The organism is Bradyrhizobium sp. S3.2.6 (assembly GCF_040546885.1).
Taxonomy (GTDB): Bacteria; Pseudomonadota; Alphaproteobacteria; order Rhizobiales; family Xanthobacteraceae; genus Bradyrhizobium; species Bradyrhizobium cytisi.
In genome coordinates this window covers 63,403-83,087 of the sequence record NZ_JBEPOS010000029.1, presented here as the reverse complement: position 1 = coordinate 83,087, position 19,685 = coordinate 63,403, and the positions used below count along the sequence as shown (strand labels likewise).

The 19,685-nt window shown below is 60.3% G+C and carries 22 protein-coding genes and 2 pseudogenes; 17 read left to right on the top strand and 7 right to left on the bottom strand.

Annotated elements, in window-relative coordinates:
* Positions 1 to 159: 159 nt before the first annotated feature.
* The 5 genes and pseudogenes from ABID58_RS33335 to ABID58_RS33315 form a co-directional block, all read right to left on the bottom strand.
* A complete protein-coding gene (locus tag ABID58_RS33335) occupies positions 160 to 447 on the bottom strand; it encodes a hypothetical protein (protein WP_354037143.1) in 288 nt (95 codons plus the stop codon).
* A gap of 382 nt (positions 448 to 829) precedes the next feature.
* On the bottom strand, positions 830 to 1,012 hold the full coding sequence (locus tag ABID58_RS33330; protein ID WP_354037142.1) for a hypothetical protein: 183 nt from the start codon (positions 1,010 to 1,012) through the stop codon (positions 830 to 832).
* A gap of 198 nt (positions 1,013 to 1,210) precedes the next feature.
* Positions 1,211 to 1,462: a hypothetical protein gene (locus ABID58_RS33325; RefSeq protein ID WP_354037141.1), complete on the bottom strand. Its 252-nt coding sequence runs from the start codon at positions 1,460 to 1,462 to the stop codon at positions 1,211 to 1,213.
* A 132-nt stretch (positions 1,463 to 1,594) separates the two neighbouring features.
* Positions 1,595 to 1,807, bottom strand: a pseudogene (locus tag ABID58_RS33320) (SDR family NAD(P)-dependent oxidoreductase); the annotation flags it as partial.
* A 188-nt stretch (positions 1,808 to 1,995) separates the two neighbouring features.
* A complete protein-coding gene (locus tag ABID58_RS33315) occupies positions 1,996 to 2,922 on the bottom strand; it encodes a LysR family transcriptional regulator (protein ID WP_354037139.1) in 927 nt (308 codons plus the stop codon).
* A 115-nt stretch (positions 2,923 to 3,037) separates the two neighbouring features.
* On the opposite strand from ABID58_RS33315, the gene ABID58_RS33310 reads away from it, so the two are divergent.
* The 9 genes from ABID58_RS33310 (at position 3,038) to ABID58_RS33270 (ending at position 10,600) form a co-directional block, all read left to right on the top strand.
* Positions 3,038 to 3,706 carry an isochorismatase family protein gene (locus ABID58_RS33310; RefSeq protein WP_354037137.1) on the top strand — a complete coding sequence of 223 codons (669 nt, stop codon included), beginning with the start codon at positions 3,038 to 3,040 and terminating at the stop codon, positions 3,704 to 3,706.
* 4 nt (positions 3,707 to 3,710) lie between these two features.
* Entirely contained in the window at positions 3,711 to 4,448 is a 738-nt protein-coding gene (locus ABID58_RS33305) for a maleate cis-trans isomerase family protein (RefSeq protein ID WP_354037136.1), read from the top strand.
* Positions 4,449 to 4,496: 48 nt separating this feature from the next.
* Positions 4,497 to 5,810 carry an MFS transporter gene (locus tag ABID58_RS33300; protein ID WP_354037134.1) on the top strand — a complete coding sequence of 438 codons (1,314 nt, stop codon included), beginning with the start codon at positions 4,497 to 4,499 and terminating at the stop codon, positions 5,808 to 5,810.
* 59 nt (positions 5,811 to 5,869) lie between these two features.
* Positions 5,870 to 6,604, top strand: a complete 735-nt coding sequence (locus ABID58_RS33295; RefSeq protein WP_354037132.1) for a maleate cis-trans isomerase family protein — start codon at positions 5,870 to 5,872, stop codon at positions 6,602 to 6,604.
* A 138-nt stretch (positions 6,605 to 6,742) separates the two neighbouring features.
* Entirely contained in the window at positions 6,743 to 7,507 is a 765-nt protein-coding gene (locus ABID58_RS33290; protein WP_502916448.1) for an amino acid ABC transporter ATP-binding protein, read from the top strand.
* Between the two features lie 23 nt (positions 7,508 to 7,530).
* Positions 7,531 to 8,334 carry an ABC transporter substrate-binding protein gene (locus ABID58_RS33285; protein WP_354037131.1) on the top strand — a complete coding sequence of 268 codons (804 nt, stop codon included), beginning with the start codon at positions 7,531 to 7,533 and terminating at the stop codon, positions 8,332 to 8,334.
* Between the two features lie 26 nt (positions 8,335 to 8,360).
* Positions 8,361 to 9,032, top strand: coding sequence for an amino acid ABC transporter permease (locus tag ABID58_RS33280; RefSeq protein ID WP_354037129.1), 672 nt, complete (start codon positions 8,361 to 8,363; stop codon positions 9,030 to 9,032).
* A 26-nt stretch (positions 9,033 to 9,058) separates the two neighbouring features.
* Positions 9,059 to 9,454, top strand: coding sequence for a RidA family protein (locus tag ABID58_RS33275; protein ID WP_354037127.1), 396 nt, complete (start codon positions 9,059 to 9,061; stop codon positions 9,452 to 9,454).
* 273 nt (positions 9,455 to 9,727) lie between these two features.
* Positions 9,728 to 10,600 (top strand): PhzF family phenazine biosynthesis protein, encoded by an 873-nt coding sequence (locus tag ABID58_RS33270; protein WP_354037126.1) that lies wholly within the window; start codon positions 9,728 to 9,730, stop codon positions 10,598 to 10,600.
* Between the two features lie 83 nt (positions 10,601 to 10,683).
* Here the strand turns inward: ABID58_RS33270 and ABID58_RS33265 are convergent, their stop codons facing one another.
* Both ABID58_RS33265 and ABID58_RS33260 read right to left on the bottom strand, forming a co-directional pair.
* Positions 10,684 to 11,922, bottom strand: coding sequence for a pyridoxal phosphate-dependent aminotransferase (locus ABID58_RS33265; RefSeq protein ID WP_354037125.1), 1,239 nt, complete (start codon positions 11,920 to 11,922; stop codon positions 10,684 to 10,686).
* Between the two features lie 49 nt (positions 11,923 to 11,971).
* Positions 11,972 to 12,802, bottom strand: coding sequence for a helix-turn-helix transcriptional regulator (locus tag ABID58_RS33260; protein ID WP_354037123.1), 831 nt, complete (start codon positions 12,800 to 12,802; stop codon positions 11,972 to 11,974).
* A gap of 114 nt (positions 12,803 to 12,916) precedes the next feature.
* Between ABID58_RS33260 and ABID58_RS33255 the strand changes: the two genes are divergently transcribed.
* The 8 genes and pseudogenes from ABID58_RS33255 (at position 12,917) to ABID58_RS33220 (ending at position 19,667) form a co-directional block, all read left to right on the top strand.
* Positions 12,917 to 13,300, top strand: coding sequence for a RidA family protein (locus tag ABID58_RS33255; protein WP_354037122.1), 384 nt, complete (start codon positions 12,917 to 12,919; stop codon positions 13,298 to 13,300).
* Positions 13,301 to 13,315: 15 nt separating this feature from the next.
* Positions 13,316 to 14,155: pseudogene (locus ABID58_RS33250) on the top strand (fumarylacetoacetate hydrolase family protein).
* Between the two features lie 4 nt (positions 14,156 to 14,159).
* Positions 14,160 to 15,062 carry a LysR family transcriptional regulator gene (locus tag ABID58_RS33245; RefSeq protein WP_354037120.1) on the top strand — a complete coding sequence of 301 codons (903 nt, stop codon included), beginning with the start codon at positions 14,160 to 14,162 and terminating at the stop codon, positions 15,060 to 15,062.
* Positions 15,063 to 15,209: 147 nt separating this feature from the next.
* On the top strand, positions 15,210 to 16,379 hold the full coding sequence (locus tag ABID58_RS33240; RefSeq protein ID WP_354037119.1) for an amino acid ABC transporter substrate-binding protein: 1,170 nt from the start codon (positions 15,210 to 15,212) through the stop codon (positions 16,377 to 16,379).
* An 18-nt stretch (positions 16,380 to 16,397) separates the two neighbouring features.
* Positions 16,398 to 17,264 (top strand): branched-chain amino acid ABC transporter permease, encoded by an 867-nt coding sequence (locus ABID58_RS33235; RefSeq protein WP_354037118.1) that lies wholly within the window; start codon positions 16,398 to 16,400, stop codon positions 17,262 to 17,264.
* A complete protein-coding gene (locus ABID58_RS33230; protein ID WP_354037116.1) occupies positions 17,261 to 18,199 on the top strand; it encodes a branched-chain amino acid ABC transporter permease in 939 nt (312 codons plus the stop codon). The genes ABID58_RS33235 and ABID58_RS33230 overlap by 4 nt, the downstream gene beginning before the upstream one ends.
* Positions 18,196 to 18,951, top strand: coding sequence for an ABC transporter ATP-binding protein (locus tag ABID58_RS33225; RefSeq protein WP_354037114.1), 756 nt, complete (start codon positions 18,196 to 18,198; stop codon positions 18,949 to 18,951). Before ABID58_RS33230 ends, ABID58_RS33225 begins: the two co-directional genes overlap by 4 nt.
* Entirely contained in the window at positions 18,948 to 19,667 is a 720-nt protein-coding gene (locus ABID58_RS33220; RefSeq protein ID WP_354037112.1) for an ABC transporter ATP-binding protein, read from the top strand. Before ABID58_RS33225 ends, ABID58_RS33220 begins: the two co-directional genes overlap by 4 nt.
* The last annotated feature ends 18 nt before the right edge of the window (positions 19,668 to 19,685 follow it).

Below are 19,685 nucleotides of genomic sequence, written 5' to 3'. Positions count from 1 at the left end.
ACTCCGGTCGGGCTACGCCCTCCCTGCGTCACGAGCCCGGCGAAGCTCTCTCATCCTGATTGACGCTGCACTTCCATCCAGATTGCCGCGCCGCAAGCGTCACCAACTGCTTGCCGGTTACATCAATCGGCTCCTCGAAAGGCCGCCCCCAGCCCTTGATCATTGCGTGTTTCTGTACCCCATGATTGCAAGCTGCTGATCGCCCCGCTCGAAGTCTGGCCGAACGTCGGCGCCGCGATATCCGCAGCCTCGGCAGACAAACCGCGGCTCGAGATCAGAAAGCCGCAGCTCATCCGGCCAGAGATCGGCATTTAGCGCAACGTGATGGCCGCAATGGCAATAGACCAGCACGCCGCGTAAGCCCATTTCGCGCATCTCGCCGAACGTGATCTTGAGCGGTCGACCGTCGGCGTGCGTGCGCGTGTGGCGTCGGACAGAGCGAGGCATGCCGCCATCGAAGGGCGGTGACGGCGAGAGAGGGTCGCGAGCTACTGCGCGTGGTGGGTCTTCGGTCCCGCGCTCACGCCGCTGGCGCTGACCTTGAACGAGCTACGTTCGCCTGGCGATTTCTTCTTTTGCCATTTCTGGACATGGCAAGCTGTTGATCCTGCTTTTGAGGCCGATCCCATCGACTTGCCACGGCTACCCCCGACGGGGGAAATCGGGCGGCCCAGCGCTGTTCGAACCTTCGTTGAAGATCTAGAGGGACGACGGACATCGGAAATCTCCTCGCCCCCGGGGTTCGTTGTCTTAACGCGGAGGGTGCTCCAAAGGTCCTCAGCCATGCGCCCATCGCAACCGGAAGCGTCTGGCGGTCGATATGCTGTCTTCAGCCGGTGTGCTTCATACTGTTTGCGATTGCGCGTTCGACTTCTGAGGCGAGAACCGTCAGGTGGTCGGCCAGCCTCGTGAAAAGCTCTCGTTTCTTCGGGTTGGTCGCCAGATCGCGGATGAGAGCACACTCGGCCGCTTCTGTGCGGAGCTTCTCCAACTGAGCCTGCATGTCTTTCATTGCAGCTACTCCGTTCCCCGAAGGGAACCTTATAGCGAAGGTGCGGAAGCGAACAGAGCTGATTACCGAATCTTCCTAGGATGAGCGCGCCGGACGTACGCAAGGGCCGGGCACCTCCGGCGGCCCGGGTCCATGCCCCCCAATAGCTCACGGCCAGGGCCGTCTTTAAGTAGCAATGCGCGTTGCCGCCGGCGGCCCTCATCGACCGATGCTGTGGTTCTTGGCGTGCAGCCTAGTCCGGTCCCCGGTGATCTGCTCGACATAGTCGTCGATCGCGTTGATCAGCGGGCGGACGTAGCCGAGCGTCCGTTCTCGAATGAGATACCGGCGAAGCCGATCCAGCTCGACGAGCTCGGACTCGACCGCTTTAGCCCGCGCTCCTTCATCGATCTTGCGCATCCGCTCCTGGTGATACGCCTTCGCGGCCGCTCGGTTCTCTGCCTTGGTCATGCGCCATCGAAACGCAGCATAAGAAGGAGTCAAATTGTCGATTACTGGTGGCTCGGAAGGCGCGCGAGCTACTGCAGGTCGGGGGTGTAAACAAAGTCGCCGTCAATGTCGGTGGGGACTCATCTGCATGGTATGCTTGGCAGCGACATAGGCTGACTTGAAGGGGGAGGCGACCAGCGAGTGAGCCGAGGCCGTGGTGATGATGCGGCCCCAGCCGCGCTTCTTCATGCCCGGTACCGCTGCACGGATGGCATGGAATGCGGCGGACAGGTTGATCGCGATGATCGCATCCCACTTCTCGGGTTGAAATTCCTCAATGGGAGAGAGGTGCTGGATGCCGGCATTTGTTGACGAGGACTGCGATCTTGCACTCCCCCTTCGGCATATCAGCATCTACGGCAGCGAACGGAGCGCGTGCCCTCAAACTTATCGTGGGCTGCGCCATGGGCGGACATGCCTCCCCCTAATCTGGCGCTGCGGTCGACGGCAAGCTTAGTTCCAGGGTAGCCCTTTCGGCCGAGCGCGATCTCTCATCAAGCCTCGGCCGCGATCGGAGCTCCGAGCTTGTCGCCGGACAATGCTGCACTCAGCTGCCGAGCCAAATTGGCCATATAAGCGCATTCGATTCCGCCGGCATCGTCCCACCACATCGCGCAGATGTTGAGCGGAAGGATCGGTGGATCCGCTTCCGGAATGCGCAGCCCAAGATTGTTGCCGAAGGCCGAGACCATCGCCTGGGGCACCAGCGCTGCTCCACCGCGCGCACTGGCAAGGCGCGCGAGAATGGCGATGGTGTCGCATGTGACGACCCTGCCGGGCTTTACTGCTCGCGCGCCGAACCAGGCCATCATGTTTGTGAAGAGCCCGGAAGGAGGGGCCGTCGTATAGATGGGAACATCGACCAGCACGTCGGGCGTCACTAGCGATCCCTTCAACGGACAATCCTTCCCGATCACCCAAACGCTATCAACAGACCAAAGCGGAACGACCGAGATTCCGTCGTGAACGCGTGGTTGAGCGAGAAACGCGATGTCGATGGTGCGTTCGAGCAACGCGGCCTCGAGTCGCGTGCTGACGTCGACCTCGACATTGATTTGCCAGGACGGGTGCCGTGCCTCCAGCGCCGCCAAGAGGTCAGGCAGGATCAACGCGGCGAAAGACTCGGCCGTGCCGATCCGGAACAGTCGTTCGTCCGAGGGACTGTTGCGCGAGCGTCGTTCGATCTGCTCGGCGATCGCCAGCATGCGTTCGGTATCGGCATAGATCGCGACGCCGGCTGGTGTCATGACCGGACGATACAGCGAGCGGTCCAGAAGTTCTGCACCGAGATTTCGCTCGAGCTCTCGGACGCGCAGGCTCACCGTCGGTTGCGTCAGATTGAGCTGCGCCGCAGCTGCCCTGAAGCTGCCAAGCTTCGCCACCCAATAAAACGCCTCCGCCTGGCCGAGTGTGTAACGCATGGCTCGGGATGATAGGGCGATCCTATCATGTTGCAAGGACTCTTAATTTTCATTGCCCTCCAGCCGATGCTACCGCCTTGACGAACGTCGTCGCTCGCAAGTGGAGGAAATCGGCATGGCTGACGAAGTCTCGTCTATCCACGAGGATGGAGAGATCTATCAACGTCAGGGCTTTGGGAATCGGTCGGGCATAGGTCATCGTCCCGCACTCGTCATCGTCGATTTCGTCAACGGCTTTGCCGATCCCGCGGCGTTTGGTGGCGGCAATATCCGCGAAGCGATCGCCGAAACGCAAGGCCTCCTGGGGTTCGCCAGGTCGGTGAGTTGGCCGGTCGCTTTCACCAGGGTCGTGTTCGCCGACGATGCGAGCGACGCCAATGTGTTCTCGCGCAAAGTCCCTTCGCTTCTGTCTCTCACGGAAGAAAATCCGCAGTCCGCGGTCGTGAAAGAGTTGGTGCCCCGGTTAGGCGAGTTGGTTCTGCGGAAACGATTGCCATCAGCCTTTGCCGGTACGGATTTCGCGGCCTGGCTGTCAAAGCGCAACGTGGACACGCTGGTTGTGGCTGGAGCCACGACATCCGGATGCGTCAGAGCCACGGTCGTCGATGCAATGGGGAGCGGGTTTCTCGTCGTCGTTGCGGCTGACTGCGTCGGAGACCGCGCTGAGGGCCCGCATCGCGCCAACTTGTTCGACATGGAGCAGAAGTACGCGGACCTCTTGACCGCGCAGGATATCCGAAAATCGTTCCTTGAGAAGTACAGCGCTGGAGGCGCAAATGACTGATTCCTTGGGTTTTCGCCTGAAGCTGGGCATCATTGCGCCATCCACCAACACTGCTGTTCAGCCTGAGATGGACGCAATGCGTCCTTACGGCGTGACCAATCATCACGGTCGGCTCCATATCCCAAACGACACAATCAGGAACGACGCCGACTTCAACCGTGTGATGGACAACATCCGCGCGACGATGGACGAGGCGGCGCGGGTGGTGATGACCTGTCAGCCCGATCGTCTCGTGCTCGGAATGTCGTCCGAAACGTTCTGGGACGGGCTTGACGGCAGCAAGAAGCTGCTTGCGCGCATGCACGAGATCTCCGGTGGCGTTCCCGTCACCATGGGGGCGGAGGCCGTTCGCGCCGCACTCCCCAAGTACGGAAACATCCGCAGGATCGGCGTTATCACGCCGTACATGCCGCCTGGCGACGAGCAGGTTCGCCGCTTCTTCACGGAGTGCGGCTTCGAGATCGTCGCTCTGAAGGGCCTGAGGGGAGCCTCCCCGGTGCAGTACGCCCACGTGTCGGAGAAACAGCTTCGCGACACTATCAACGAGATCAATGATCCGTCGATCGAGGCAATCATCCAGGTCGGCACCAACCTCGCGATGGCTCGCCTGGCCGGTATTGCCGAGTTCTGGCTCGACAAGCCCGTCATTGCAATCAACACCGCAATCTATTGGCACGCTCTGCGACAGAGCGGCATCGAGGATCGGGTCCCCGGTTTCGGATCCCTGCTGACTGATTACTGACGGTCCAGTCGTCCAGATTTTTCGCGATCGATAATTGGGGGTAGGAAGATGAGCATCAAGAAGCGATACTTCGTGTACACCGGTCTCTTCGTGTTGATGTTCATCAACTACCTCGACCGGGTCAATCTTTCGGTTGCCGCCAAGCCGCTGGCGGAAAGCTACGGCCTGTCGCCGATCGACATGGGGTACATCTTTTCAGCCTTCCTGTGGACCTATCTGCTCTGCCTAATTCCCATGGGGATGCTCGCCGATCGGTTCGGGGGACGTGCGGTCACCTACACGACGCTCGGCATCTGGTCGCTAGCCGGGATCTGGACCGGTCTGGCGGCAACCTATTCCTCGCTCGTTGCGTCGCGTCTCGTTCTCGGCATAGGCGAGTCCGCGAGCTATCCCTCCGGCGGCAAGATCATTCGCGAATGGGCGCCCGCAAGCGAGCGTGGCATTGCCGCCGCCTTTCTCAACTGCGGAGCACATGCCGGTCTTTGCTTCGGCTCCGTCGTGGTGGGCTCGCTGATCGTAGAATTCGGATGGCGCGAGTCCTTCTATATCACTGGCGTGGCTGGACTTGTTATTGCCGTGGTGTGGTATCTGCTGTATCGCCGGCCGGAAGACGCGACCTGGCTCGGCGCCGCGGAGCGCAAGTTTATTCGCGAAAGCCGCGGTGAGATCCCATCGGGCGCGACCGCGAAGCTCGATCAGATCGCTGCGCTGAAGGGGCTCTTGCGCAGTCCTACAATGTGGTCGCTTGCCCTGACTCAGGGGTGTGCCGGCTATACACTCTATCTGTTCATGACCTGGTTGCCGAGCTATCTCGTGGCATCGCGCGGCATGGATGTCCTGAAGTCCAGCCTGTTCTCCGCGATCCCTTACGGCACGGCTGCATTGCTTGGCCTCGGCCTCGGCTGGTTGAGCGATCGATTGTTGAAAGGGGCCGAGTCCAGCAACAGCGACCGGCGCAAGTTGATCGCGACGATGCTGCTTTTGTCTTCGATCATCCTTGCAGCCCCATTCGTCGAATCCATCTGGCTCATCGAGGCCCTCATCAGCATATCGCTCGCATGCGTCGCTACGGCAATGGCAATGAACATTGCGCTGACTGCCGATCTGATGTCCGACGGCCGCTACAACGGCGTCGCCACCAGCCTTCTCATCATGGGCGGCAATTTGTTCGGAACAGCCGCCCCGATCGCGACGGGTTACGTGGTCGCTGCGACTGGCGGCTTCTCCGGTGCGTTTTTGATTGCCGGCGTTCTGCTCCTCGGTGGCGCCATTGTCATCACACTAGGTGCCCGGGCGCCGATTTCCGTGTCGGATGATGCGGAAATCCCCGCCGAAGGGGCCCGCGCCGCCTCGGAAGCATAGAAGAGTGTGTCAGGGCAGTCGCCACGTGCTTGGCGAGTGGATGCAAGGATTTGATGAGCATGGCTGACATTGACTACGGTAGTCGTCTTCGGGTTGGCCTTTTAATGCCGTCGGGCAACCCGATCGCAGAACCGGAGATCCGCGCCATGCTGCCGGCGGGCGTCTCCCCGCTTGTGACCCGGCTGGCGCTGCGCGGTAGCTCGAAGCCGGAGCTCCTGGGGATGCTCGAGCAACTTGAGCCGGCATCCAGTCTTCTTGCCGATGCCGGCGTCGACGTGATCGTATTTCACTGTACGGCGGTTTCGACGTTTGCGCCGGACTTGGCAGGCGAAATTCGCGAGCGGGTGGAGGCTGCATCGAATGTAAAATGCTTCACCACCGCGGACGCGATCATCAAAGCGTTGAGGAGGCTCGGTGCTAAGCGCGTGACGCTGCTAAGTCCCTACATCAGCGAGGTTCACGAGCGCGAAATATCGTTCCTCGAGGCCAACGGCTTTGCGGTGGAAGGAAGTGCCCACCTCGGAATCAACACGAATTCCGAGATGGCCCGGATTACCCCCGATGCAATAGCCGAGTGGGCAGGTGACAACATCAGCGCGCGCGCTGATGCATGCTTCATCAGTTGCACCGCCATCAGATCGGCGCCCGCTATTTCGCGGCTCGAGCAACGTGGCGGGATTCCGGTGCTGACCAGCAATCAATGCATGGTGTGGCAACTGTTGCGATCAAACGGCATTGACATGAATCCCGGTGGCTTCGGTCGATTGTTCTCCATCATTGGTTGTGACGAGTAAGGAAGCTCCGCTCTCCGATCCGCCGGCGTAGTGATCTAATTCGGGCAACACCGCGCTCGCAAGTTACTGCTTTCCGCTCCGACAGGGGTCGACTCTAATCTGGCGGATCAGGGCTACCGGCAGAAGGCGCGGAACTTCATAGTGTTGGCATCCAGGAAGACCATTCTCGAAGCGCGCCGGATCAAGAAGAGCTTTGGTGCCCTTTCGGTGCTCAACGACGTTTCGCTGAACGTCGCGGAAGGCGAAATCGTCAGCCTTATTGGTCCTTCGGGCTCGGGTAAGACGACGTTCCTGAGGTGCCTGGCGCTGCTCGAGGAGATCTCATCTGGAGAGATCCGCGTCAATGGAGCGACTGTCGCAGGAGCGGCGTCCGCCCGGCACTCGCAACAGGCCGCTCAGTTGATGAGGCGGGACATCGGAATGGTGTTCCAGCAGTTCAATCTGTGGCCGCACATGACGGTCCTCCAGAACGTTATCGAAGCGCCCATACGTGTTCGAGGAAGTTCGCGAGACGCGGCGATCGCATCGGCCATCGAAATCTTGACCAAGGTCGGTATTGCAGACAAGCGCGACGCATATCCGGCCCAACTGTCGGGTGGTCAACAGCAGCGGGTAGCCATATCGCGCGCCCTGGCAATGAATCCAAAAGTCATTCTGTTTGACGAGCCGACGTCGGCCCTCGACCCCGAGCTTCGCCACGAAGTGTTGGCGGTACTCAAAAAACTCGCTGAGGATGGCCAGACCATGGTCGTGGTTACTCACGAGATGGGGTTCGCCAGAAGCGTGAGTACGCGCGTTGCATTTCTCGACGGCGGAAAGCTGGTCGAAGAAGGTGGATCCGAGGAGTTCTTTAGGTCGCCTAAATCCGAGCGAGCCAAGCAATTTCTTGAAATGATGTTCTGACCGACGAACGTGGGGGAGCCAAAATGAAAAAGCTGTCTATCCTTGCTGCTGGTATGATTGGTCTCTGCGCGATCTTCGGATCGGCAACGGTCTATGCGCAGCAAAAGGTCTCGAAGTTAACCTTGATTCCGCAGAAGGGAAAACTTCGAGTCTGCCAAGTTCCCAACTATTACGCCATCTCGTTTCGAAATCCGAAGACCGGAGAGCTTGAAGGGATCGATGTCGATCTCTCCAAGGAGCTTGCGAAAGAGCTCAATGTCCAGCTCGAAATTGTCGAGACACAGTTCTCAACCTTCATCGCTGATCTTCAGGCTGACAAGTGCGATATCGGAATGTTTGCCGTAGCCGCCACCCTCAAGCGAGCTCAAGCGGTCGAATTTTCCAATCCGTATCTCGAGTCCGGACTGTATGCCATCGTGAAGGATGGCAGCAAGATTGAGAAGTGGGAAGACGTTGACCAGCCTGGCGTGCGGGTTGTTACCGGGTTGGGAAGCTTCATGGACGACATCATGAAGGGCTATCTGAAAAAGGCGACCCAGCGCAGCGTGGTGCCGCCGGCCGATATGCTAAGTGAGCTCGCGGCCAACAAGGCCGATGTCTACATCAGCGATTATCCGGCCAGCGTCAGGATCAAGCGCGAATTCGACTGGGCGAGGCTGATTGCACCGTCCGAGCCGCTTGCGGCTACGCCCTATTCGTATGTCGTAGCCCCAGGTGATCAGGTTTGGCTGAACTACATCAACCTGTTCGTGCGAACGATTCACAATGATGGTCGACTCAAGAAGTATGCTGAGAAGCATAATCTTAGTCCGATGGTCGCCAAATAATCTGCTAGTGCGCGGCGAGTCGAGACATGAGCACGTACACGTTCAGATGGGACGTTGTGTGGTCCAACCTGCCCTTCTTGCTTTCGGGCCTCAAGGGCACGCTGGCCATATCCGCCGCCACGCTGGTTCTGGCGATGTTGGGCGGCCTGGTGCTGGTGTCTCTCGATCTCTCTAAATGGAGATTAGTGAGATCTATCAGCATCACGTTCGGCGAGTTGGTTCGCAACACCCCGATCTTGATCCAGTTGCTGTGGTACTACTATGTGCTGCCGATATCGTTTGGGATCGATATCCCGGCGATGTTCGCCGCAATCCTGGGGCTCTCGATATACTCATCAGCTTTTATAGGCGAGGTGTATCGTGCGGGAATTCAAGGCGTTCCGAAGGGGCATGTTGAAGCGGCAAAGGTGCTTGGACTGAGCAAGCTGCAGACGTTCACGCGGATCGTGCTGCCTCAAGCGTTTTGGGCCAGCCTCCCACCGTTGGCATCAAATTTCGTCATGCTCATCAAGTACTCGTCACTCGCATCCGTCTTGTCGGTGCCGGAGATCACTCGCAGGGCGACCGAATTGTCGTCCGCGACCTTCAGGCCGTTGGAGATATTCACTGCGGTAGCCGTGGTGTACTTCATCATATGTTGGCCTCTGACGCTGACGATAAGGTGGCTTGAGCGAAGGACTATGCGGCTCAGAAAGTGACACTCGAAAACAAAATGGAGGCTTTCATGTCAAGTGACGTGCGTTTGGTGGATTCTCACGCTCACAATCGGCCATTCTCGCATGCATCGATTGTGGGGCCCTGGATCTTCACCAAGGGAACAGCTGGCTATAACCCGGAGACGGGTCAATTCCCGCTGGATATTCGTGAGCAAACGGCACAATGCATGAAGAACCTCGCCAATATTCTCAAAGAGTGTGACGCGACGTTTGCGGATGTCGTCAAGGTCAACGTCTATCTCGTGAATGTCGGCGATTACGACGCCGTCAACGAGGTCTATCTGAACGCGATGGGCGGCCACAAGCCGGCTCGGTGCTGCGTGGGGGTGCCGGCTCTGCCGTCGAAGAACGAGAATATGAAGATTGAGATGATCGCTTACAGGGAGGGCCGGAGCAAGGATTAGCTCCGGCGTCCACGGCCGAGAGATTGATCCGTTTTCGCAATGCCGGTGTTCTTCAGCGACGCCATCACCCTGAAGCAATATTATCGGCGAGATGCCGCGGCTTGGGGCTATCAGTGTCGAGGTCGAGAATAAGCGTGGCGAAACTCGTTCTATCGCCAAGGGCGTCACGAAGTGGACCGGTAGGCGAGCGATTTAAGGTTGCGCGTTTTCAGCTGGGCCTGCAGCTTGTTATGTTGCACAAAAATCGCCGCCTGCAATTCCATGGAACCTAATATGAAGCGATCCTGCAAAGTCGTTGACGTCTTTACCTCCCGACCACTCCTCGGCAATCCGGTTGCGGTGATACTCGATTCCGACGGTCTCGACACAGACGCGATGCAGGCTATTGCCAATTGGACCAATCTTTCCGAAACGACCTTTGTCCTTCCGGCTACGTCCGCCGATGCAGACTACAGCCTAGGGATTTTCACACCGCGCAGCGAGCTTCCTTTCGCCGGGCATCCGACGCTGGGTAGCGCTCACGCAATCTTGGAGAGCGGACGCGCGAGACTCCGGCAGGACGGGCGGTTAATTCAAGAATGCAAAGTCGGCCTCGTCGAGGTCACGCTCGAGGATGGTGGCAACCAGCAACTGACCTTCGCGCTACCGTCGGCAAGGCTTGATCCTCTGGGCGATGCGGATATCGAGGAGCTGAAGCTCATTCTCGGCTGCGCAGTGACTGCGAAATCTGCGCCCGGCATTGTAAATGTGGGTCCTGTATGGGTCGTAGCGCAAATTGGCGACGCTGCATCCGTATTAGGGTTACGTCCCGATTTGGCGCGGCTGGCAGAGTTCGAGCGCCGTCTTGGCGTCACAGGCCTGACCGTGTTCGGCGCTTACGAAGAAGGAGACTTTGCGATTGAGGTGCGCACTTTCGCGCCTTCATGTGGGGTGGAGGAAGATCCGGTCTGCGGAAGCGGCAACGGTAGCGTCGCAGCGTTCCAATGGGCGCGGGGACTTCTGGCACCGAGCGGACAATCTTACATCGCGTCGCAGGGGCAGTGCGTTGGTCGAGCCGGACGCGTGAAGGTGACAGTGGACGCGAACGGAAAGGCACGCATCGGGGGGGAATGCGGGACCTGTGTGGAAGGCTCAATCGCTATATAGAAATAGCACCGGCGCGATTGCACCGACTCTCCGAACGGTATCGTCCCGATGTTTCCGTTTGCCGTACGCTTCGATCGCGTTGACTATCGAGGCGGTCGAGCCGTGGCCCGAATAGTTGCCGACAGCGCGGCCAGTGCGACTGGAAGAACGTCGATCGGAAGATAGCCAAAGCCAAGGCGCAGAACTGCGGACGACTCACCAAACCAGGCGCCGTCCCCGATCTGGAGATCCGCATTCGGAAGTGCCGACCAGAAGCGATCAATTCCGGCCTGATCAAACGCCGCTGGGTCCAATCGAAGGCAGCAGAGAGCGCCGCCGTCCGGCTTCACCCACTCGACAAGGCCAGCTTGGTCGGCGACCCAGGCCGCGACCGTCGAAAGCCCCGTTGCAAGCAGGCTGCGACGCTCGCGCAGGATATTCTCGCGGTGATCGAGGACGGTCGCAGCCAGGGTCTCGTCGAGCGGAGAGCCCGAGATCACGAGGTTCATCTTCGCGGTCGTCAATCGCTCCCGAAGCTTGGGATCCCGGACGGTCAGCCATCCAACGCGGAGCCCGGGTGCGCCGTGAGCCTTGGAGACGGATCCCCCGGTTATGATCGCTGCATCGAGCGCAGCAGCGCTTTGAGGAGGAAGCTCATCCCCGTATGTCGCGTCGCGGTAAGTTTCGTCGACGAACAGACGTGCAGCAGGCGCTTTTGCGCGCATCAGGTCCAGGATCGCCCGTATTTCAGCAAGGCTTGTGCGGACACCGCTGGGGTTCTGCGGGCTGGCGATGCTGACGAGCTTTGTACGCTCATTGAGGAGCGGTTCGAGCGCGCCCGCTGTCAGCTGATAGCTGCGGTCAAAGGTCAGACGGCATTCGCGCAAGGTCACGCCCGCGCCGACCAGCGAGTCGCGAGATGGCGGGAAGCACGGTGACGCAATGACTGCTTCATCGCCGGGGCGACAGAGCTCGAACGCCAGCAGGAATAGACCGAGGGCTGTTCCCTGCGTGGTCATGATCTCTGTCGGTTCAACCCCCGTCAGAGCCGCAATCGCGGCGCGGAGGCGCGGGAGTCCCGCGGATGAACCGTAGCCCATCTTAAGGCTGTCTAGTGCGGCCATTCCACCGGCCAGGTTCACGATCTCGCCGAACGTCAAATCCTGGGCCGTGCTCTCGGCCAAATTGTATCGCCGATTGACATCCAACAGCGAAATGATCTCGTTCCGGGGAAAGCGCCCCGGCCAGTCTGGCTTGTGTGTCACATCATCCTCAAGGTCGTTGGGTCTGCGGCTATTGAAGGCCGCGACCACAAGACGTCTTGTCGAAAGTTGCTGCGGCAATCTGGTGGGAGATCCGGGCGTCCAACAGCTCGGACGGCGACCCGCGCTCCTATTGCATCGACCTTGCATAAAGTGCGGGCGTCGTGCCGGTGAATTGTTTGAAACGCTTTGTGAAGTGTGCCTGATCGGCAAAGCCGACGTCCAAAGCCACTTGCGCCACCGGCTCGCCCAGCTTCAACAGCTGCCGCGACTTCGCAATTCGCACCTGGGTCAGGTAAGAGTACGGCGTCAAGCCGAGGTGTTTTTGGAAGAGCCTGATCAGGTGAAACAGGCCCACGCCAGACGCCCTGGAAGCATCCTCAAGATTGATGTGGTCGCACGCACGCGCGTGCAGGAATTCAACGGCACGATCGACCGCCTTCGGACAGCTTGCTTCGGTTTGGATCGGTTCGCTGGATCCGTAGCGCTCAAACAGCAGTGAAATGCCACAAATCATCGCCTCTTCGGCACCAGCCGTGTCGAGGCCAGCCATCGCAAGCCCTTGTGCCTGGTCAAACCAATGCCAGAGATCCGGATCGTCTATGACAGTCTTCTCGATGATGGAGCCATCGCCGCGCGAGCGCGCCAACATCGACGCAAGGGCAGGAACTGGCACGTAAAGCGCAGCGTAGGCCAACTCCCGGCCACGCTCGCGTTCGCCGGTATGCATTTCGCCGGGATTGACCACCACCAGATCGCCCGGCGCTGCATATGTGCGCGCGCTTCCGCATCGAAATGACTTCACTCCAGCGTGCATGACGCCGATCATCAGCTCGTCGTGCGAATGCGGTGCGAAACTATGCCGTACAAATCGTGCTGACATCAAATCGATGCCGCCGAACATCGGCGAGCTACGAAAGGTCGCTCTGTCGAGAGGACTTTCGAATTGAAAATTAGCCATGGCCCTGAGGTCAATATCCGACAAGAACGATAGATCGGTTCCTGCTTTCTGTAAACCGGCCGCGACGACCGGCGTGGATCGCGCCCGTCCCCAATTGGACTAAGGAACCTCAGAATGACCAGGAAGATAGTGACTGCCCCGGATCTCACACCGCCTGTGGGACCATTTGCGCAGGGCGTCTGGGCAGGCGATCTGCTCTATGCGTCGGGCCAGGTTGGGCAAGATCCGGTCACCGGCGCGATGGTCACGGGCGGCATCGAGGCAGAAACACGGCAGGCCTTCGAGAACCTTCGGCGCGTCCTGGCTGCGGCTGGCCTCGGATTCGAGCATGTTATCAAGACACACGTGTTCCTTGTGGACATAAGCGATTTCGCGGCGATGAACGCAATTTACGGAGGCATTTTTGCCGCGCCGTTCCCGGCGCGCACAACGGTCGAAGTTACGAAGCTGGCGCTGGGTGCGCGTGTCGAGATCGACTTCGTCGCGCGGCGGACCTGAGGCGACGAGCGTAACATGAAACTCGTGCGATTTGGTAACGCGGGACAAGAACGACCGGGTGTTGTCGATCAACAAGGCCGCGTTAGAGACGTTTCAGGTCGCATCTCTGAGTGGGCCGGCGCGGCAATTGATCCTGCCTCGCTCGCCACGCTTTCTGCAACGGACATCGCTTCCTATCCAATTGTTCCAGCGGGCGCGCGGTTCGGGCCGCCGGTGCCCACGCCTGGCAAGGTCGTCTGTGTTGGGCTGAACTACGCCGATCACGCAGAGGAGACTGGTTTCGAGCTACCCAGCGAGCCGCTGGTCTTCTTCAAGTCCCCGACCGCGATTTGCGGGCCAACCGATCAGATCATCATTCCAAAGACGGCGGAGGCTGTCGATTGGGAAGTCGAGCTTGCCTGTGTGATCGGTCGGCCAACGACTGGCGTCAGCGAGAAGGAAGCGATGGCCGCGGTCGCAGGGTTCGGAGTTGCAAATGACGTCACCGAACGAAACTGGTAGTTCGAACGAGGCGGGCAATGGAGCAAGGCGAAGAGCGCTGACACCTTCGCCCCCCTCGGCCCCTGGCTGGTCACTCCCGACGAGGTGGGAGATCTGGGATCTCGGCGCATCTGGCTGCAGAAGAACGGCGTGGTGCGGCAGGACTCGTTGCTGTCTCGCATGATTTTCTCGGTGCCGCGAATTATCGCCCATCTCAGCGAGTTCATGCGTCTCGTGCCGGGTGATGTGATCCTGACCGGCACGCCGCGCGGTGTGGCCTACAACAAGTTCGATCCGGACTATCTTCGGCCGGGCGATCTGCTTCGCTGCGGGATTGACGGGTTGGGCGAACAGCGCACCCAAGTCGTGCATTAGCGGCATGTTGGATCCAGCGCTCCGATACTTCATGGAAGTGGTCGATTGCGGATCCATACGTTTGGCGGCGGATCGACTGCAGATTGCACCGAGCGCCATTAGCCGTCAGATTCAAGTGCTCGAGCACCGGTTTGGCGCGCCGCTTCTTCTGCGAAGTCGGACGGGCATCGAGGCCACTGAGCAGGGAAAGCTCGTTGCCCGCTATGTGCAATGCGCCAAGCGCGATCTTGATCGGCTGAAGTCTTCCATCGATGATCTCAGCGGCTTGCGCCGCGGCCGCGTTGTGCTCGCAACGGTCGAGGCGACACAAGGACGCGTTTTGCCGGAGTGCATCTCGGCATTCCGGGCCAAATTTCCGGGGGTGGATCTCGAGGTTCGGATCCTGGGGACGCACCAGGTCTCGGAAACTCTTCTCAAGGAGGAGGCCGACATCGGGATCGCCCTTGATCCCCCGTTACGGAACGAACTGCTGTTGAGGATGCGTTGGCCCCAGCCGCTTCAGGCGGTCATGCAACCCGGCCATGAACTGACACAGCGCGCTGGCAGCCTGCGGTTGAAGGAGGTGCTGGAGTGGCCGCATATCCTGCCCGATCGCAGCTTTGGCATTCGCTCTTTGATCGAACGTGCCGCCAACAAGGCGGGCGCGGTGACGAGGCCGTTCCTGGAGACGAACTCGCTGGACGTCGCGAAGACGATTGCGATTTCGACCAATGCTCTCACGGTTCTGCCGCCCGAGGCCCTGTTTCGCGAATTGGCGGCAGGCTCTCTTGTTACGCGTGGAATTGACGACCCTCTTCTGGTCAAGGCGACCATAGACGTGATGACCCTGCGCACCAAGCCGCTGTCCAAGGCGGCTGAGACTCTCCTCCGCTTCGTTCGGCAGAGTATTGCCGATCACAAAGCCTAGGGCCGGCTGCAGGGTGTTCTAAATCCGAGTACGCCGCCTACGCGTGTCGGCTATATCGTCACTGGCTTGCAATTTGTGATCAGTGCTTCCGAGAGCAAGGTGGGTTCTGGGGAGGATCTGATGCAGCGCAGGACGGTCTTGATGGGAATGGCGGCTGCCGTCGTGGCACCCGCGATCGTTCGGGCCCAGGGCAGCGACGAGCTGAGGATTGGCGCCCCACTGCCGTTGACGGGACCGCTTGCTCCGGAGGGCCAAAAGCAGAAGCGCGGCTACGATCTTTGGGTCAAGGAGGTCGAAGGCGCGGGCGGATTCGAGATTGGCGGCCGCCGCGTCCCGGTGCGGATCATCTACAGCGACTATCAATCCGCCACGCCGCGGGCAGTACAGGCCTGCGATCAGCTTGTGACGCAACAGCGTGTCCACGCGCTGTTCAGCCCATTCGGTTCCGGCGCCGCAAAGGCATCCAGCTCGATCGCCGAACGCTATCGGGTGCCAATGATCGCTCCGACGGCGTCGTCACGCGAAGTCTATGATCAGGGCTTCAAATACCTCTTCGGAACGTTCACGCCGAACGAGACGCTGACTGAGCCCCTCGCGGATATGGTCTTGTCGGCGGCACCGGCCATCAAGCGCGTGGCGATCTTCTCGCGCAACGATCTGCTGCCGCTGGCCCTGAGCGCCGAGATGAAGAAATCAGCCGCCAAACGTGGCCTTGAGCTCGTGTTCGACGAAAAGTTCGCCATCGGCAGCCTGGACTTCGCCTCCGCGCTGACCCAGATGCGCAGCGCCGATCCGGAGTGGGTCTTCGTCGGCGGATACGTGAACGATCTTGTGCAGGTTCGCACGCAGATGCGTGATCTCGGCTTGAAGCCGCAGGTTCTCACCATGATCGCCGGGCCCGCCTACGAGGAATTCACGCAGGCCCTGCACCGTGCGGCCGAGAACATCTCGAGTGCGGCCTGGTGGCATCCTGCGGTGCGCTACGAGGGCGTGGACATTTTCGGGAAGACGGAGAGCTTTGTCCAGAAATTCCTCGCCACATATTCGGCGCTGCCCGACTACATCGAAGCCTCCGCCGCGGCTGCGGGCGCGATTCTGCAACTGGCAGCGCGCAAATCCGGATCGCTTGAAGGGCCGGCACTGCGCGATGCGTTGGCGAACCTGGATGCCATGACGTTCTACGGTCCGATCTCGTTCGGTCCGACCGGACAGATCGAAAAGCTGGTGCCGCCCGTGTTCCAGATCCAGGGGGGCAGGCCGATCGTTCTGGCGCCTACGTCCATCGCGCAGGGCGACTTTCGCCTTGGCATTACCTGATCAAACCGCGGTGCAGCCGTGCAACTAGCGCAGGTTATTCTGAATGGGCTTCTGCTCGGTGGCCTCTATGCGGCGATGGCAGCAGGCTTCTCGCTGGTCTGGGGCGTGCTCAACATCATCAACATAGCGCAGGGGTCTGCTGTCGTCCTCGGCTCCTATGTTGCGTATTTCGCCTGGAGACATGCCGGTCTCAATCCTCTGCTGGCTGTTGCTCTTGCAGGTCCTCTGCTGTTCGGCGCGGGTTGGGTGCTTCAGCGATTTCTGATCCAGCGGGTGATCGCTGCTCCCGTGCTGATTACTCTGGTGTTCACCTTTGGGATGGACCTGATCCTGAACAACACGATGATCAGTCTGTTCACGGCCGACTATCGCAAGATCGATGGGGTCTTTCCGACCGTGCCGCTTCACTTTGGCGCGCTGACGCTCCCTGTCGATCGTCTTCTTGCTGCGGCTGCGGGTATCGGCGTGGCGTTCGCCCTGCACGTCTATCTCCACAAGTCTCGTCTCGGTCGTGCGATCGTCGCAGTCAGGATGGACCGGCAGACCGCCGAGTTGATGGGCGTGCGTGTCGAGATCATCTATGCAACGACGTTCGGACTCGGATTGGCCATGGCGGGGGTGGCGGGTTGCCTGCTCGCTGCCATCTTTCCGACCTCGCCACTCAACAGCGCCTACTATCTACACATCGCGTTCGTCGCCTGCGTTCTGGGCGGACTCGGGAGCGTCCTTGGGGCGGTGGCCGGCGGTCTGTTGCTTGGCGTCGTTGAAAGCCTGGGCGCTCTTTTTGTCGGAGCCGAGTACGGCACCACGGTCGCCGCCGTCGTCCTCCTTCTGATGCTGTTCACGCGACCACAGGGCCTCCTGGGCCGGGCAGGGTACGAATGACCTCTCGTGGTCGGCTCGCGATTGCAATTGCCGTCATCGGCGGGCTTGCTTGCGCAGGGCTTCCGCTGATCCTCGCCGGCGAGCCCTATCTCATGCGCCTCGTCACGATGTTCAGCCTTTTGCTGGTGCTGGCTGCGTCCTGGAACATCGTCGGCGGCTTCACGGGTTACCCGTCATTTGCAACGGGCGCCTTTTTTGGCTTCGGCGCTTATGTCGCCGCAATCCTGCAAGCAAAGGGAGTGGACTGGCGATTAGCCATGGTCGCCGCGGGACTCGCTGGCGGCGTTCTCGCCGCGCCGGTCGGCTACGGCGTTCTCAGGCTGCGCGGCCACTATTTCGCGGTCGCGAGCCTCATGCTGGGCACAATCCTCAAGGAGCTGACAACCGGATGGTCCGGTCTGACCGGCGGGGGCATGGGCCTGACGATTACCGGCGCTGGCGGCGACCCGGAAGTGCTGGCGAGTTTCGCGCTGAGAATCTCGCTGGCGTTGGCCGTGCTCACCGTTCTGTTGGGCGCCGCGATCAAATGGAGTCGCCTCGGATTTGGGCTGGATTGCATCCGCATGAACGAGACTGCGGCGGCCGGCATCGGCGTCGATGCCCAGAAGCTCAAGACTTACGCGTTCATCCTCTCGTCTGTTCCGTCGGCGGTTGCCGGCGCGGTCTATGCCGGATGGATCGGCTACATCGATCCGACGGACGTGTATGACGTGATTTGGTCCGTGAAGCCGATCGTCGCGGTGCTGCTCGGAGGGGTGGGCACGATCCTCGGGCCGGTCGTCGGCGCCGCCATCTTCGTGGCGCTCGAGGAAATCGTCTGGCGCAACGTTCTGAGCTTCAGCGCAGGCGGACTCGGCGTCCTGATCGTCCTGCTGCTCCTGGTCCTGCCAGCCGGCGTGTTGCCCTCGCTTGTCTCCAGTAAGACCCGCCCATGACGGTCGCATTGCTCGACGTCAGAAATGTCAGCCGTCGATTTGGCGGACTCAAGGCGATTGACGACGTTTCGTTTCGACTGAACGAAGGCGAGATCGTCGGCCTCATCGGCTCGAACGGTGCTGGCAAGACCACGCTCGTCAATCTGGTGACGGGTCATCTCAGGCCTTCCCAGGGCGAGATCTCGTTTCGCGGCCAAAGGGTCACCGGTCGGAAGCCCCACGATCTCGCATCGAAAGGGCTGATGCGAACGTTTCAGATCGTCCAGCCGTTCAACGCTCTGACCGCGCTCGACAATGTCGCTGCCGCCGCGATGTTCGCAGGGGGCGCGCGATCGCTGTCCAGCGCCCGGGAGCAGGCGGATGCCGCGTTGAGCAATCTCGGTATCAGTCATTGTCGGGATCACCTGCCGGTCCGCATGACGTTGGCTGAACGCAAGCGTTTGGAACTCGCGCGGGCCTGGGTCGCCAAGCCAAAATTGTTGTTCCTCGACGAGGTCAACGCGGGCTTGAACACCGGTGAAATCGAAGGCGTTCTCGGCATGATCAGGAAGATTGCTGCCGAAGGCGTGGCGATCGTGATCATCGAGCATCTGATGAAGGTTGTGAAAGGGCTTTGCCCGCAGTTGATCGTGCTGCATCGCGGTCAATTGCTTGCAAGTGGCCCGACGGACGAGGTCGCTCGCAATCCGTCGGTCATCGAGGCTTATCTCGGAACCCGTGGCGCGGCTGCGATGCTCGGAGAAGAGCCATGACCTCAGGTCTCGTCGTTTCTCACCTCAGCGCCGGCTACGGTGATGTCTCCGTGCTCACTGACGTCTCCATGTCGGCCGAGGTCGGGATGATCACGGCGGTGATCGGTTCAAATGGTGCCGGGAAGACAACATTGCTGCGCAGTCTATCGGGATTGCTGACGCCGCGCCAAGGCAGCATTCGGATAGGCGATGCCGAACTCTCCGGCTCTAAGGCTCTCGATTTTGTCAATGCGGGCATCGCGCATGTTCCGGAAGGCCGGCGCCTATTCGCCGGCATGACCGTCGAAGACAATTTGCTGATGGGCGCGTTTGCGCGTGCTGCCCGACCGGCGGAGCTTCGGCGTGATCTCGATCGGATCTACGCTATGTTCCCGAAGCTCGCCGAACGGCGACGTCAAGACGCCGTATCCATGTCCGGCGGCGAGCAACAGATGTGCGCGATCGGGCGCGGGCTGATGTCGCGGCCGCGCGTCCTGATGATCGACGAGCTGTCACTCGGTCTGTCGCCGGTCGCCGTCGATTTCCTCGTGGAAGCGCTGAAGACGATCAGCAGCGATGGGGTCGGCATCGTTGTCGTGGAACAGGACGTCGCGGTGGCGCTCGACCTGGCCAGGCATGTGATCGTGATGGATCGCGGTCGGGTCTCGAAGGCCGGATCCAGCAGTGACATTGCCCAAGATCGTGCAATTCGTGCCGCCTATCTCGGCGTCGATTAGGCTTCTCTCACCAAAACC